The sequence below is a fragment of the Rhodococcus sp. NPDC059234 genome (assembly GCF_042754225.1).
Lineage (GTDB): Bacteria > Actinomycetota > Actinomycetes > Mycobacteriales > Mycobacteriaceae > Rhodococcus_G.
In genome coordinates this window covers 1-14,598 of sequence record NZ_JBHZAH010000030.1, presented here as the reverse complement: position 1 = coordinate 14,598, position 14,598 = coordinate 1, and the positions used below count along the sequence as shown (strand labels likewise).

Annotated in this window: 10 protein-coding genes and 1 tRNA gene; 5 read left to right on the top strand and 6 right to left on the bottom strand. The window is 68.8% G+C overall.

All coding sequences use genetic code 11. From position 1 onward, the window contains the following. Positions 1 to 5 precede the first annotated feature (5 nt). A complete protein-coding gene (gene asnB / locus ACFXGJ_RS09365; RefSeq protein WP_378618134.1) occupies positions 6 to 1,832 on the bottom strand; it encodes an asparagine synthase (glutamine-hydrolyzing) in 1,827 nt (608 codons plus the stop codon). Positions 1,833 to 2,081: 249 nt separating this feature from the next. Between asnB and ACFXGJ_RS09360 the strand changes: the two genes are divergently transcribed. Together ACFXGJ_RS09360 and ACFXGJ_RS09355 are read left to right on the top strand one after the other, a co-directional pair. After that, complete coding sequence (locus tag ACFXGJ_RS09360) at positions 2,082 to 3,464, top strand: GNAT family N-acetyltransferase (RefSeq protein WP_378618072.1); 1,383 nt, start codon at positions 2,082 to 2,084, stop codon at positions 3,462 to 3,464. A gap of 156 nt (positions 3,465 to 3,620) precedes the next feature. After that, positions 3,621 to 4,436, top strand: a complete 816-nt coding sequence (locus ACFXGJ_RS09355; RefSeq protein ID WP_378618071.1) for a polysaccharide lyase — start codon at positions 3,621 to 3,623, stop codon at positions 4,434 to 4,436. Positions 4,437 to 4,454: 18 nt separating this feature from the next. Here ACFXGJ_RS09355 and lhgO read toward each other — a convergent pair whose 3' ends face one another. From lhgO to ACFXGJ_RS09330, 5 genes are all read right to left on the bottom strand, one after another. Continuing rightward, positions 4,455 to 5,645 (bottom strand): L-2-hydroxyglutarate oxidase, encoded by a 1,191-nt coding sequence (lhgO, locus tag ACFXGJ_RS09350; RefSeq protein ID WP_378618070.1) that lies wholly within the window; start codon positions 5,643 to 5,645, stop codon positions 4,455 to 4,457. A 145-nt stretch (positions 5,646 to 5,790) separates the two neighbouring features. Next, positions 5,791 to 6,465: a MazG nucleotide pyrophosphohydrolase domain-containing protein gene (locus ACFXGJ_RS09345; protein ID WP_378618069.1), complete on the bottom strand. Its 675-nt coding sequence runs from the start codon at positions 6,463 to 6,465 to the stop codon at positions 5,791 to 5,793. After that, positions 6,462 to 10,157, bottom strand: a complete 3,696-nt coding sequence (mfd, locus tag ACFXGJ_RS09340) for a transcription-repair coupling factor (RefSeq protein WP_378618131.1) — start codon at positions 10,155 to 10,157, stop codon at positions 6,462 to 6,464. The genes ACFXGJ_RS09345 and mfd overlap by 4 nt, the downstream gene beginning before the upstream one ends. A gap of 184 nt (positions 10,158 to 10,341) precedes the next feature. Further along, positions 10,342 to 10,977, bottom strand: a complete 636-nt coding sequence (locus ACFXGJ_RS09335; RefSeq protein WP_378618068.1) for a ScbR family autoregulator-binding transcription factor — start codon at positions 10,975 to 10,977, stop codon at positions 10,342 to 10,344. Between the two features lie 91 nt (positions 10,978 to 11,068). Beyond that, positions 11,069 to 11,659, bottom strand: coding sequence for a TetR/AcrR family transcriptional regulator (locus ACFXGJ_RS09330; RefSeq protein ID WP_378420533.1), 591 nt, complete (start codon positions 11,657 to 11,659; stop codon positions 11,069 to 11,071). Positions 11,660 to 11,980: 321 nt separating this feature from the next. On the opposite strand from ACFXGJ_RS09330, the gene ACFXGJ_RS09325 reads away from it, so the two are divergent. From ACFXGJ_RS09325 to ACFXGJ_RS09315, 3 genes are all read left to right on the top strand, one after another. Then, positions 11,981 to 12,051 (top strand) — tRNA-Gln (locus tag ACFXGJ_RS09325). A 63-nt stretch (positions 12,052 to 12,114) separates the two neighbouring features. After that, positions 12,115 to 13,590 (top strand): bifunctional UDP-N-acetylglucosamine diphosphorylase/glucosamine-1-phosphate N-acetyltransferase GlmU, encoded by a 1,476-nt coding sequence (gene glmU / locus ACFXGJ_RS09320; protein WP_378618067.1) that lies wholly within the window; start codon positions 12,115 to 12,117, stop codon positions 13,588 to 13,590. Then, the gene (locus ACFXGJ_RS09315; protein ID WP_378618066.1) at positions 13,587 to 14,567 is read left to right on the top strand and encodes a ribose-phosphate diphosphokinase; all 981 of its coding nucleotides are present in this window, start codon (positions 13,587 to 13,589) and stop codon (positions 14,565 to 14,567) included. The genes glmU and ACFXGJ_RS09315 overlap by 4 nt, the downstream gene beginning before the upstream one ends. Positions 14,568 to 14,598: the final 31 nt, after the last annotated feature.

Sequence of the window (14,598 nt, the reverse complement as noted above, 5' to 3'; positions counted from 1 at the left end):
GACGATCACCGGCCGGCCAACTGGCGGTGCCACACTTCCAACGACAGCAGTGTCCAGATTCGTCGCTGTTCGTTGCGTGTGCCGGCGGAATGGCCGGCGAGCAACCTGTCGACGGCGGCCCGATCGAAAGTCGCGCCGACGAACGACGACGGTCCCGTCAACAGGTCGTACGCCATGTCGCGAAGCCCGCCGCGGAACCAGGAGTCCAACGGCACCGTGAAGCCGACCTTGCGACGGGTGACGACCTCGGAGGGAAGATATTGGCGGGCAACCTCTTTGACGACCCACTTGGTCGTCCCGCGGCGCACCTTCACGACGCTCGGAAGACTGAACGCCAGTTCCACCAGCCGGTGGTCCAGGAACGGCGGACGCAGTTCGAGTGATGCCGCCATGGACATGCGGTCGCCCCGCTCCAGGAGGTTGTCCGCCAGCCAGGTGTGCGCATCCGCGTACAGCATTCGGCGCAGCGCATCCCCGCGGCCGTCGGAGTACGGCGCGAGGACCGTCCGGGTGCCCGCACGACCGAGGAGGGCGTCGCGCTCTGCGGAGGTGAAGGGCGCGAACCAGCCTCGCATCCGTTCGGGGTAGCTGGGTTCCGAGATCGCGCGCAACGCGATGCCCAGCCTGTCCTTGCCTGCAGGCAAGGCACTTTCGAGCCGTCGCAGCGTGGCGCTCGGCAGCGCACCGGCCCAGCGAGTCGTCTTGGCGTACCGGCATTTCGGGTACCCGCCGAACAGCTCGTCACTGCCCTCGCCGGAGAGCACCACCTTCACCTGGTGCCGCGCCAGTTCGGCCAATCGAAACACCGCCACGTCGGCCGGTTCGGACAGTGGCGCGTCCCGGTGCCAACTCAACTTCGCCCAGTTGTGCTGGAAATCGTCCGCCGTCACCAACACCTCGTGGTGCTCGCTCCCGACGATCCGCGAGACCTTGCGTGCCCACGCGGTCTCATCCGTCCGAATGTCGCCGAACCCCGCCGAAAACGTGTGCAGACCGGCGCCGTGACGCTCCCGCGCAACCAGCGCGGAAATCAGGCTGCTGTCCACGCCGCCGGACAGGTAGGCGCCGACCGGCACGTCGGCGACGAGCGCGTCGCGCACCGACGCCTTCAGCGCTTGGTCGACGAGCCGTACCGCCTCCCGGGGGGCGACCTTCCGGACGGCGGGCGCGCTGGGCAGCTCCCAGTACGGACTGGAATGCACCGAGCCGTCGCCGCGAACCACGAGGTGGTGACCTTGCTGCACCTTCCGGATACCGCGGACAAGCGTGTACGGCGCCGGCACCGACCGGTGTGCCAGGTAGTCGTGCAGGCTCTCCTCGTCGACTTCTGGCGACCCGACAACCGGAAGCAGCGCCTTGATCTCCGACGCGAAAGCGAACACCGTCGCGTCGGCGTAGTAGTACAGGGGAAGGATCCCGAGCCGGTCGCGCAGCAGGTGCGTCTCGCCGGTCGACGAGTCGTGCAGCGCATAGGCGAACTGCCCGCGCAACCTGGCGACTCCCGCCACGCCGTACCGCTCGTACAGTGCGAGCAGAACCTCGCAGTCACCCGCCGTGTGAAAGGGATACGCCAGGTCCGCACGCAGCTGCTTGTAATTGAGTATCTCGCCGTTGAACACGACGTGTGTGCGCTCGTGCACGCCACTCATCGGCTGCGGCGAACCGGCCAGGTCGATAATCGACAGCCGGGTGTGGGCGAAGCCGATCGACCCCCCCGACCAGGTGCCGGCGTCGTCGGGACCCCTGTGACGAAGGCGCCTCGCCATATCGGCGAGCAGCGCGGAGTCCACCGGCGCGCCGTCGAACCTCCGGACTCCCGCTATTCCGCACACAACTGCCACAGCCGGATCGTGGTCGATTCGGGTCGATGCAGACCGATCGAGGGTTGCCCACCCATTGCATCAGGGTAGACCGAGGCCCGATACTTATCACTGCGTGCGGGATCCGACCCCCGATCATGGATCCCGGACCGTCCACTGTGATTTCGCAGCGAGGCCACGGCGATGACGAGTTCTCCGGATTCGGTCGATGGGGGCAATCATGCCCCGGGCGCCTCCCGGGCCGGGCAGAGGTCGAGCTGAATGTCGCCGCAATCGTCCCCCCGATCGGGCGCCCCACGAAGCTTGGCCCACGCCCGCCTCGGTCCACGGACGGTGCTCGGGCACACACTCGTTCTCCGGCATCCCGAATTCGCAGACTTCGCCGACTGGCGGAGGATCCGACTTCGTGATCGGCAGTCCATCGAGCCGTTCTGGGAGACGTCCCCGCTCGACTGGGACGAGCGCCACTCCGAGAAGCTCTGGGTACGTGAGTGTTTGGCGCGACGCGAGAGTTCGCGTGCCGGTCGCGACCTGTCGATGGCCATCGAGGTCGACGGCCGATTCGCCGGTCAGTGCAACCTGGGCTCCATCGACCCGAGGACGGGGAGCGCCGAGATGGGCATCTGGGTCGACACCGAGGTGGCTCGCCACGGCATCGGCGGACTGGCAGTGACGATGATCCTCGACTACGGATTCGACACCCTGGGGCTACGGCGAGTCACCGCCCCCATCTGCACCGAGAACGTCGCGGCCACGCGGGGCGCTCCCCTGGTCGGGTACCGGCGCGAAGCAGTGATGGCCGAGTACCTCGACGTCGGAGGCAGGCACAAGGATCACGCCCTGTGGGCCGTCACCAGGGACTGCATTCCGCCGAACGGATTCGCGACGCGTTGGATCGGACGATACGAGGACGAGCACTCGACGGGTTCGGCTCGGACCTCGTCGGGCGTACCCCAGCCGAACACCCCTCGGCACGGACTGGGGGTTCCCCGAACGGCGGGCGCGCTGCTCGCGACCGCCGGGTACTACGCGGGCAGACTGCGGCGGCCACGATCCGCCCGACCGATGCGGACACCGCCCGTGCAGCTCGAATCGCCGGCTCGGCCGGGACTCCGCGTACACACCCGCAGTCCGTCCGACAGCGCGGCGCGGCGAGAAATGCACCCCCGGGATCCCGGTGCGCTCCACCTGGACAGCGACTCCCGCCCCGCCGCGTGGGGCCGGCCGCACACTCCGGTGCATTGGCTCCGCGAATACCTTCGCGAGCACCGCGAGCCCCACACCAGGACCGCACTCGTTCTCGAGATCGAGGTCGACGACAGGTTCGCGGGTCGTTGCGGATTCTGCAGGCTGGACATGTTCGCCAGGAACGCCGAAATGTTCGTCTGGGCGGACTCAGGCCCGGGCGATCGCTACGTCGGACCTGTCACGATCGAACTCCTGCTCGATTACGCGTTCGGTCCGTTCGGATTGAATCGGGTTTCCATGGCGATCGAGCCCGACCAAGATCGCGCAGCCGACATCCTGACGCGAGTCGGAATGGTCAGGGAGGGAACGCTGCACGACTACGTCGACCCCCGCGGTCGGCTCGGTCAGTACGATCTGTGGGCTATCACGGCGAGCGTCGCCGCCACGCACCACTGAATCTGTGGGGAACTGTGCGCGCGATGCGGCGTAACGTGTGAGTGCGAGCACGACTACAGCCCACCCGATCGCCGGAGGCCGACGTTGCTTTCCACACGTGCCAACCATTCCCGCACATCCCGACGCCGCCCCGTCGTCGCGGCGTCCCTGACCGCCGTGATCGGCGTGCTGATGTCACTGTCCCCCGCGGCGGCCGCACCCCCACCCTTCCTCCCCGCGCCGCTCTTCACCGGCGACTTCGAGACCGGCAACTTCAGCCAATGGCCGATCTGCCAATCGGTCGCGATCAATGACGCCTGCAGCCTGTACGACAACTCTCACTACAGTCTTCAGGTCCAGAGCGCGGTCCGCCGACAAGGCCGCTTCGCGGCTCGGTTCGAGGTGCGAGACGGCGACGTGCCAGCGACGGTTCCCGGTGGCGAACGCGCAGAAGTGCAGGGTGGACCCGAGACCGGCGGCAGCGAGGGGGCCGACCTCTGGTACCAGTGGAGTACGCAGTTCAGCACGACATTTCCCGCCAACCACGCGAGCCAGGGGTGGGGACTGGTTTCACAGTGGCACGGCGAAGTCGACGGCCCGCCGCCGTTGGGGATGTACGTGGACGTGGGCGACGGGCAATGGGGACTTCGGGTCAACGCCCAGACTTCGCCGGGCCAGTTCATCGCGAGCTACGTCCCGTGGAGGACGGGGCTCGCCCAGGGCTCGTGGCAGGACATCAAGATCCACATCAAGTGGTCGACCGATGATCGCGTCGGATTCGTCGAGCTCTGGCACAACGGCATCCGGCAGACCTTCACGGACGCGCCCTGCGCAGGTCAAGACCGCTGCTACGTCCGCACACTGATACCCCTGGGCAGCACCACGTACTTCAAACAGGGCTACTACCGCGACCCCAACGTCACCGGCACCGGCATCCTGTACCACGACGGATTCACGGTCGCGCCGACCGAGTCCGGGCTCGGCGCGCTGTAGCCACCTCGCCGGGCAGAGTCACGGCACGGACAGCAACCGGCCGGCGATCGTGTCCGCGATCGGCAGCGCCGATGTTGCCGCCGGGGAGGGAGCGTTGAGCACGTGCACCGAGCGCGGGGTCTGCTCGATCAGGAAATCGTGCACGAGCGTTCCGTCCCGCAGCACCGCCTGGGCCCGGATCCCTGCCTCCCGCGGCAGCAGGTCTGCCAGGGTCAGGTCGGGACAGTACTTCCGGCAACGGGCCAGGTAGCCGCGCCGGAACAGCGAGTCGCGCAGCTCGCCGACCGCGGTGGACGCGTTGGCGCGGGCAACACGGTAGAAGCCGGGAAACCTCGCGTAGTCCCACACGTCGCGGCCGGCGAAACTGTATTTCCGATATCCCTCACGGGCCGTTCCGAGCACTGCATTGGGACCGAGCGTGAGCGTGCCGTCGACGGTCGGGCTCAGGTGCACTCCGAGAAAGGGCAGGTCAGGATCGGGAATCGGGTAGATCAGGTGATGCACCAGCGTCGATCGGTGGACCGGAAGCTGGTAGTACTCGCCGCGGAAAGGCACGATCCGGAAGTCGGTCCGGATCCTCGCGAGCCGGGCGATCCGATCCGCCTGCAGTCCCGCGCACACGACCAGGCGCCCGGCCGACCACGAGCCGGCCGGGCCTGCCACCGTCACGCGGTCCGCCACCTCCGTGATGCTCGCCACCTCCACCCCGAGGCGGATCTCACCACCGGCCGAGCGGACCTGATCGGCCAACACCTCGGTGACCCGGCGATAGTCGATGATTCCCGTGGTCGGTACGAACAGCGCACCGCTGCCCGTCACCGCGGGCTCCCGGCGCCGCAGCTCAGTCGCATCGAGCACCTCGACGTCGAGTCCGTTGGTCTTCGAGCGCTCGTACAACGCCTGCATTCTCGCGAGCTCGACGGCATCGGTCGCGACCAGCAGTTTGCCGCGCACGTCGAACGGGATGCCGTGCTCCGCTGCGAACACCTTGGTCAGTTCGGCTCCGCGCCGACTCAGCTCGGCCTTGAGACTGCCCGGCTGGTAGTAGATGCCCGAATGGATGACGCCACTGTTGTGGCCGGTCTGGTGGAATCCGAGTCGGTCTGCCTTCTCGAGCAGGAGCAGGCTCGACCCCGGTCGTCGCCGCAGGAGCTCGCGGGCCGTGGCGACGCCGACGATGCCCCCACCGATGACGCAGTAGTCGTACATCGACATCCTCCCGCCGCGATCGACCTACCGTGCACCCCAGTATCGCGCGGACGCGTCCGACCACCCGGCGTCCGGGCCGCAGCGAGCGCACGAATCGCGTGTCACGACCCGGCCGGAGGGTCGGCGCACCCCGGGGCGGCTGGTATCAGTCGTCGCCGAGGTACCGCAGCCACACCGACGACGTCATCGCGGTGACACCCGCGGCGCGGGCCGCGACCTCGGCGGCCCGCAACCGTGCCTCGAATCGGTCCGTCGCAGCAGCGACCTCCGCCCGTGCCGCCTCTGCGCGCGCGAGCCGCTCGGTCAGCTCCGCGGATACCGCATCCGCCGGAAGTCCCGCGTCGCGGGCCCGGGCGATCAGCTCGGCGGCACGGTCGCACGGGGGTTGACTGCGGGCCACCCGATCGGCGACCGATCGCGCGGCCCGGCCGGAATGCTCTGCGGCCTTGGCCCGCTCCCACGCACGCTCCTGCTCGGCGACGTCCACCGGGCCCGTCCACTCGTCGGCCAGGTGCGGGCTGCGGCGCGTCAGCTTGGCGACCAATGCGTCCGCCACGTCGTCGACATCGAACTCGCCTGCCGCGGAAGCGATCCGCGAGTGGAAGAGCACCTGCAGCAGCAGATCGCCGAGTTCGTCACGCAGGTGCTGCGGATCGCCGTCCGCGACGGCGTCGAGGACCTCGTAGGTCTCCTCGACCAGATAGCGCGTGAGGCTCGCGTGGGTCTGGGTGACCTCCCAGCCTCCGAAGCCCCACAGTCGGTCCATCACCTCGGCCGCCCGGAGCAGGGCCTCGCCGGGACGCGCCTCGCCGGCGCTCACCCTGCCGCACTCACTGCGGGCACCGACACGTCGACCGCACCCGCGGCCTTACCGTCCATCGCGAGCAGGAAATCGGCGATGTACTGCAACAGTTCCACGTCCCGGACCCGGTCGGCACCGACCCCACCTGACCCGGTGCGAGGCAACGGCATCTGCACCATCCCGGTGGTCGCGCGGTACTGTGCGCTCGAGTACAGGCGCTTGAGCCGCAACTGCTTGGAGTCGGGCAGCTGCATCGGGGCCACCTTGATCTGGGTGCCCGCGACCGACACCTCCTCGATCTCGTACTCGCGGCACAGCAACCGCAACTTGGCGACCGACACCAGCCTGCCGACCTCCTCGGGCAGCGGGCCGTAGCGGTCCACCAGCTCTTCGACGACGAGGGCGATCGCGGCGTCGTCGGTGGCGGCGGCGAGCTTGCGGTACGCCTCGAGGCGCAGCCGGTCGCTGGTGACGTAGTCGGGCGGGATGTGCGCGTCCACCGGAAGGTCGATCCGCACCTCCTTGGGGCCCTCGTCGGTGATGATCGGTCGACCGTCCGCGACCGCCCGGTAGGCCTCGACCGCCTCCCCGACCAGGCGCACGTACAGGTCGAAGCCGACCCCTGCCACGTGCCCGGACTGCTCTGCCCCCAGCACGTTGCCGGCGCCGCGGATCTCGAGGTCCTTCATGGCGACGGCCATGCCGGCGCCGAGGTCGGAGTTCTGCGAGATGGTCGCGAGCCGGTCGTACGCGGTCTCGGTGAGCGGCTTCTCCGGCGGGTAGAGGAAGTAGGCGTAGCCGCGTTCGCGACTGCGCCCGACCCGGCCACGCAGCTGGTGCAGCTGGGACAGCCCGAGCGAGTCGGCGCGCTCCACGATCAGGGTGTTGGCGTTCGAGATGTCCAGGCCGGTCTCGATGATGGTGGTACACACCAGCACGTCGAACTCGCGCTCCCAGAAGCCCTGCACCGTCTTCTCGAGGGTCTCCTCGTTCATCTGACCGTGCGCGACCACCACCCGCGCCTCGGGTACGAGTTCACGAAGTCGCTTGGCGGCCTTGTCGATCGAGCTGACCCTGTTGTGCACGTAGAACACCTGGCCGTCGCGCAGGAGTTCGCGGCGGATGGCCGCGGCGACCTGCTTGTCGGCGTAGGCACCGACGTAGGTGAGGATCGGGTGCCGCTCCTCGGGCGGGGTGAGGATGGTCGACATCTCGCGGATCCCGGCCATGCTCATCTCCAGGGTGCGCGGAATCGGCGTCGCGGACATGGTGAGCACGTCCACGTGGGTACGCAGCGCCTTGATGTGTTCCTTGTGCTCGACGCCGAAGCGCTGCTCCTCGTCGACGACGACCAGGCCGAGGTCCTTCCAGCGGACACCGGTCTGCAACAGGCGGTGGGTGCCGACCACGACGTCGACCTCACCGTCGGCCAGCTGCGCGATGATCTCCTTCGACTCCCCCGCGTCCGTGAACCGGGACAGCCCGCGCACCTTGACCGGGAACGACGCCATCCGCTCGGTGAAGGTCTGCAGGTGCTGTTGCGCGAGAAGGGTTGTCGGAACCAGAACGGCGACCTGCTTCCCGTCCTGCACGGCCTTGAAGGCGGCCCGCACCGCGATCTCGGTCTTGCCGTAGCCGACGTCGCCGATCACCACTCGGTCCATCGGGACCGGTTTCTCCATGTCCGCCTTGACCTCGCCGATCACGGTCAGCTGGTCCTGGGTCTCGGTGAACGCGAACGCGTCCTCCATCTCCTGCTGCCACGGGGTGTCCGGCCCGAACGCATGGCCCGGGGCGGCCTGCCGCGCGGCGTACAGCTGCACCAGTTCGCCGGCGATCTCGCGAACCGCCTTGCGCGCCTTGCGTTTCGTGTTGGTCCAGTCGGATCCACCGAGCTTGCTCAGCGCGGGCAGCTCGCCGCCGACGTAGCGGGAGAGCTGGTCGAGGGACTCCATCGGGACGAACAGCCGGTCACCGGGATGGCCGCGCTTGCTCGCCGCGTACTCGATGACCAGGTACTCCCGGCGCGCCCCGCCGATGGTCCGTTCCACCATCTCGACGAACCGGCCGATACCGTGCTGATCGTGCACGACCATGTCCCCCGCGGCCAGCGCCAGCGGGTCGACCTGGTTGCGACGCTTGGCGGGCAGGCGCTTTCCGTCCCCCGCCGCGGCCACCCGATTGCCGGTCAGGTCCGACTCGGAGATCAGCACCAGGCCGACATTTGGTCGCTCCGCGGGCTCCGCTCCTGCCCCGTCGGTGTCGTCGGCGGGGAAGACGAGACCGTCGTGCAGGCTTCCGCACAGCACCTCCACCTGGCCGCGTAGCGGCTCGGCGCCCGGCGCGAGAGCAGCGGCGGGCACCTCGGCCTCACCCAGCCGCTCGAGCACTCGGTTCGCGGTACCCGAGCCCGCGACCACCACCGCGGCCCGACCGCCGGTGCTCACGTGCGCGCGGAGCATCACGAACAGCTCGGCGAGCAGCTCGTCGGACCCGCGGACCTCTGGCGCCGGGCGCAGGTCGAGGACCAGCTCCTCCTCGCTCCCCGAGGCGAGCGGGCTGATCGTCCACCAGGGCCGGCCGCTCGACTCTGCGCTCTCGCGCACCTGGCGCAGCGAGCGGTAGGCGGAGGCCGCGAGGTCGATACCCTTGCCGCCGCCGACGCCCGAGGTGTCGAGTGCGGAGGTGTCGAGCGGCGCGGCGCCGCCGATCGAGGCCGCGGTCCACGAGGCCTCCAGGAACTCCTGCCCGGTGCGCACCAGATCCGTTGCGCGGGTGCGAATCTTCTCCGGATCACACAGCAACACGTGGGTACCCGCGGGCAGCACGTCGGTCAGCAGCACCAGCTCTCCACCCAGGAGGACCGGTAGCAGGGCCTCCATGCCCTCGACGGGGATACCCGCGGAGAGCTTGTCGAGCATCTCGACGAGCGCGGCATCGGCCTGATTGTCCTGAGCCAGCACCGCCGCGCGGTCCCGTACCCGTTCGGTGAGCAGCAGTTCCCGGCACGGCGGCGCGATCAGCGTCGTGATCTCCAGTTCCGGCAGCGACCGCTGGTCGGCCACCGAGAAGGCCCGCAGCTCGGTCACCTCGTCGCCCCAGAACTCCACGCGCACAGGGTGGTCGGCCGTCGGCGAGAACACGTCGAGGATGCCGCCGCGGACTGCGAACTCGCCACGCTTGCCGACCATGTCGACGCGGGTGTACGCCATCTCGACCAGCCGCTGGATCAGCCCGTCGAACGAGGTCTCGGTGCCCACCCGCAGTGTGACGGGCTCGATCTCCCCCAGGCCGGGCGCCATCGGCTGCACCAGCGAGCGAACGGTGGTCACGACCACCCGCAGCGGCGGACCGTAGTCGCCGTTGTCCGGGTACGCGAGCCGGCGCAGCACCTCGAGCCGCCGCCCGACCGTGTCCGCGCCGGGTGAGAGCCGCTCGTGCGGCAGCGTCTCCCAGGACGGGAACTGGGCGACCGAGTCGCCGAGGATCTCGCGCAGTTCGACGGTCAGGTCGTCGGCCTCGCGGCCGGTGGCGGTGACCAGGAGCAGCTGGACCTGTTCGGCGACGGCGCTCGCGACGAACGGGCGAGCCGGATTCGGGGCGACGATGTCGAGGCTGGCTCGCCCGAGAGCATCGCGCACCGCTCCGAAGGCCGAGTGGGCGAGCGCGACGCGGGCGACGCCGGCGAGCGGCAGCGGCTCGTTCGTCAACGGGGTCGGCGCGGGCTGGGAAGGAGTAGGCAACGTCGATGCTCCTGCGTAAACGAGCGAGTGTGTAGACGAGTCAGCCGAGTAGCCCGAGCAGGTGGCCCGAGCAGGCTCGCCGAACGGATGCAGCCGCCGCAGCGACGACCACGTCGATTCTAGGCCGGACCACCGACACGCTCCGTCTGGGTCATCGCCGCGAGCGCCGCACGGCGAACTCGCGGAAGTAGCCGATCTTCGAGGGCTCGACCAACGACGGGAGGATGTAGTACCAGACCCGCTCCATTCGCGCCGGCAGCTCGTCGAGGGCGTCGGTCGCGTAGGCCACCACGCGAGTACCGAACAGCGTCTCGAAGATGAAGGTTCCGACCGCCCGACTGTCCGGGTCCGCGGTGATGTCCCCCTCCGCGACGGCCCGTTCGGTCAGCGCCACCTGATAGCCCAGCCACGTCTCGACGACGTTGTCCCCGGTCCCCCGCTGGTCGCCGATCTCGTGGTGCAGGCGGAACATGGCCGCGACGATGGGATCGGCGGCGGCGACGTCGGTCACCAGGTACGAGAGCCCGATCATGATCTCCAACGCGGGATCCCGGAGTTCCGAGAGCGGCATGCAGGCCACGTCGAGTCGGCGGTTGCCCTCGTCGATCACGCCGCGGGCGAGGTCCTCCTTGGAGGCGAAATGGAAGTACAGCGAGCCCTTCGTCACGCCCGACTCGGCGATGATCTCGCTGAGGTTCGCCTGGGCGTACCCGTGCTGCGCGAACACCTGGGCCGCCGCGAGCAAGACCGCGTTCCGCGTGACCTCCGCGCGCTCCTGCCTCGCCATCCGACCGCCTCCCGCCGACAGCACCCCAGGCCCAGAATGCGACTAAAACATACCACCCGTCGGGTTAATGGCCGTAATCCGGACCGCGCGCCTACTCCCCGAGCTGCGGGTCCGCCTCGAGGTTTGTCAGACCGTTCCAGCACAGGTTCACCAGGTGTGCGGCGACGACCTCCTTCGACGGGGTGCGCTCGTCGAGCCACCACGTCGCGGTGGTCGCGACCATCCCGACCAGCGCCTGCGCGTACAGCGTCGCCAGTTCCGCATCGAAGCCGCGCCGGGAGAAGTCACCCGCGAGGATGTGACCGACCTGCGACACGGCCTCGTTGAGGAGGCTCGAGTAGGTGCCCTCCTTCGCCGCCATCGGAGAGTCACGGACGAGAATCTGGAAGCCCTCGGTCCGCTCCTCGACGTAGGTCAGCAGCGCGAGGGCCACCCGCTCGACCCGCACCCGGGAACGGTTCTGGGTGAGCGACGACGTGATCATCTGGAGCAGGGTGGACATCTCCCGGTCCACCACGACGGCATAGAGGCCCTCCTTACCGCCGAAGTGCTCGTAGACCACGGGCTTGGACACGTTGGCCCTGGTGGAGATCTCCTCGATGGACGCGGCCTCGTAGCCGCGCTCGGCAAAAACACTGCGCCCGATCTCGATCAACTGCTCGCGGCGCTGCGTCCCGGTCATCCGGGTCCGCTGTGACTTGATCGGCAAAGCCGACTGGGACTTGATCGGCAAAGCCGACTGGGACTTGATCGGCAAAGCCGACTGGGACTTGATCGGCGCAGCCGCCTGCGAATTCGCCGACCCGGACGGCTGCGATTTGTCGGCGGACACCTGCGGTGGTCGGGACATGGGTTCCACACTAATCTGCGGCCGGTCTCGCCACCGGCGAGGCGGTTCGCACGAAAGACCGGCGGCGTGCGAGGATCGTGGGCGCACAGCGGGGCCGGATCGGCGCTGGGACGAGCCTCAACCTGGATCGATACGAAACCGCAGGTGCGGCAATCCGCCGTAGTGTAATGGCAGCACCTCTGATTTTGGTTCAGATAGTTCAGGTTCGAGTCCTGGCGGCGGAGCGAGGCTTGCCGAGCGACCATTGCGCTCGGCAGCGTCCCAGACAGTCGATTTCGAGGAGCTTCATGCCAGTCGAGACCGCCGTGATCGTCCTCGCCGCGGGCGCGGGGACACGAATGCGGTCCAAGACCCCGAAGGTGTTGCACACACTCGCGGGGCGGACGATGCTCGCCCACTCCCTGCACGCCGCCGCGGCGCTCGACCCCACCCACCTGGTCGTCGTGATCGGTCACGAACGCGAGGCCGTCGGATCGGCCGTCGCCGAGGCCGCGGCCGAACTGGGCGTCAAGGTTGCGACCACGGTCCAGGAAGAGCAGAACGGCACCGGTCACGCGGTCGCGCACGGGCTGGCCGCGCTGCCCGACGACTTCGCGGGCACCGTGGTCGTCACCTCCGCGGACGTCCCGCTGCTGGACGGACACACCCTGCACGCCCTTCTCGACGAGCACATGGCCGAGCCCACACCCGCCGCGGTGACGGTGCTGACCTTCGTGCCCGAGGATCCCAACGGATACGGCCGCATCGTCCGCAACGATGCGGGCGAGATCGTCGAGATCGTCGAACACGTCGACGCCACCCCCGCCCAGGTCGCGATCCGCGAGGTCAATTCGGGCGTCTACGCCTTCGACGCCGTGCTGCTTCGCGACGCGCTCGGCAAGCTCGAGACCGCCAACGCGCAGGGTGAGCTCTACCTCACCGACGTGGTCAAGCTCGCGCGGCTGGCCGGCAGGCACGTGTACGCCGCCCTGCTGACGGACGCCACCAAGGTCGCGGGCGCGAACGACCGGGTGCAGCTGTCGGATCTGGCGAGGGAGATGAACCGCCGCATCCTCGAGACGCACATGCGCGCCGGCGTCACCGTCGTCGATCCGTCCAGCACGTGGATCGACGTCGACGTGACCCTCGCGCGGGACGTGACGATCAAGCCCGGTGTGCAACTGCACGGCCGAACGACCATCGGCGAGGACGCCGTCGTCGGACCCGACAGCACCCTGACCGACGTGGTCGTCGGGGCGGGGGCGTCCGTGATCCGGACCCACGCCGACCGCGCGAGCATCGGTGCCGGCGCGACCGTCGGGCCGTACACGTACCTGCGCCCCGGCACCGTGCTCGGGGACTGCGGCAAGCTCGGCGCGTTCGTCGAGGTCAAGAACTCCGACATCGGCGAGCACTCCAAGGTCCCGCACCTGACGTACGTCGGTGACGCGAGCATCGGTTGCCACAGCAACATCGGCGCATCGAGCGTGTTCGTCAACTACGACGGCGTCAACAAGAGCCGTACCGTGGTGGGGTCGCACGTGCGAACCGGGTCGGACACCATGTTCGTGGCACCGGTGCAGGTCGGCGACGGCGCGTACACCGGCGCGGGGACAGTGCTGCGGTTCGACGTCCCGCCGGGGGCGCTGGCCGTCTCCGGGGGCAAGCAGCGCAATATTGACGGCTGGGTCGAGCGCAATCGACCCGGTACCGCGGCCGCCGAGGCGGCCGCTCAGGCACAGCAGGACAACGAGAACACGAACAAGGACGGCGAAGAGCAGTGACCGCGAATTGGATCGACAACCAGAAGAACCTCATGCTCTTCTCCGGTCGCGCCCACCCCGAACTGGCCGAGCAGGTGGCCAAGGAACTCGACATCCAGGTCACCCCGCAGACGGCCACGGACTTTGCGAACGGCGAGATCTTCGTCCGGTTCGAGGAGTCGGTGCGCGGCAGTGACGCCTTCGTCCTGCAGAGCCACCCCGCGCCGCTGAACCAGTGGGTGATGGAGCAGCTCATCATGATCGACGCCCTCAAGCGTGGGTCCGCCAAGCGCATCACCGCGGTGCTGCCGTTCTACCCGTACGCCCGGCAAGACAAGAAGCACCGCGGCCGTGAGCCCATCTCGGCCCGCCTGATCGCGGACCTGCTCAAGACCGCGGGCGCCGACCGGATCATCACCGTCGACCTGCACACCGACCAGATCCAGGGCTTCTTCGACGGCCCCGTCGACCACATGCACGCGCAGGGCCAGCTCGCCGAGTACGTGCGGGAGAACTACGGCACCGACAACATCTGCGTCGTCTCCCCCGACGCCGGCCGAGTCAAGGTCGCCGAGAAGTGGGCCGACGCCCTCGACGGCGCGCCGCTGGCGTTCGTGCACAAGACCCGTGACCCGCTGGTCCCCAACCAGGTCAAGTCGAACCGGGTCGTCGGTGACGTCAGCGGCCGCACCTGCGTGCTGATCGACGACATGATCGACACCGGCGGCACGATCGCCGGCGCGGTGAAGGTGCTCAAGGACGCCGGTGCAGGTGACGTGATCATCGCCACCACGCACGGGATCTTCTCCCACCCGGCAGCCGAGAGGCTCGCGTCGTGCGGCGCCAAGGAGGTCATCGCGACCAACACGCTGCCGATCCCCGAGGAGAAGCGTTTCCCGACGCTGACCGTCCTCTCGATCGCCCCGTTGCTCGCGCGCACCATCAAGGAGGTCTTCGAGAACGGCTCGGTGACCTCACTCTTCAACGGCAGCGCCTAGACGCTCAGCGCCCGTGCGCGGTTGACGTGTC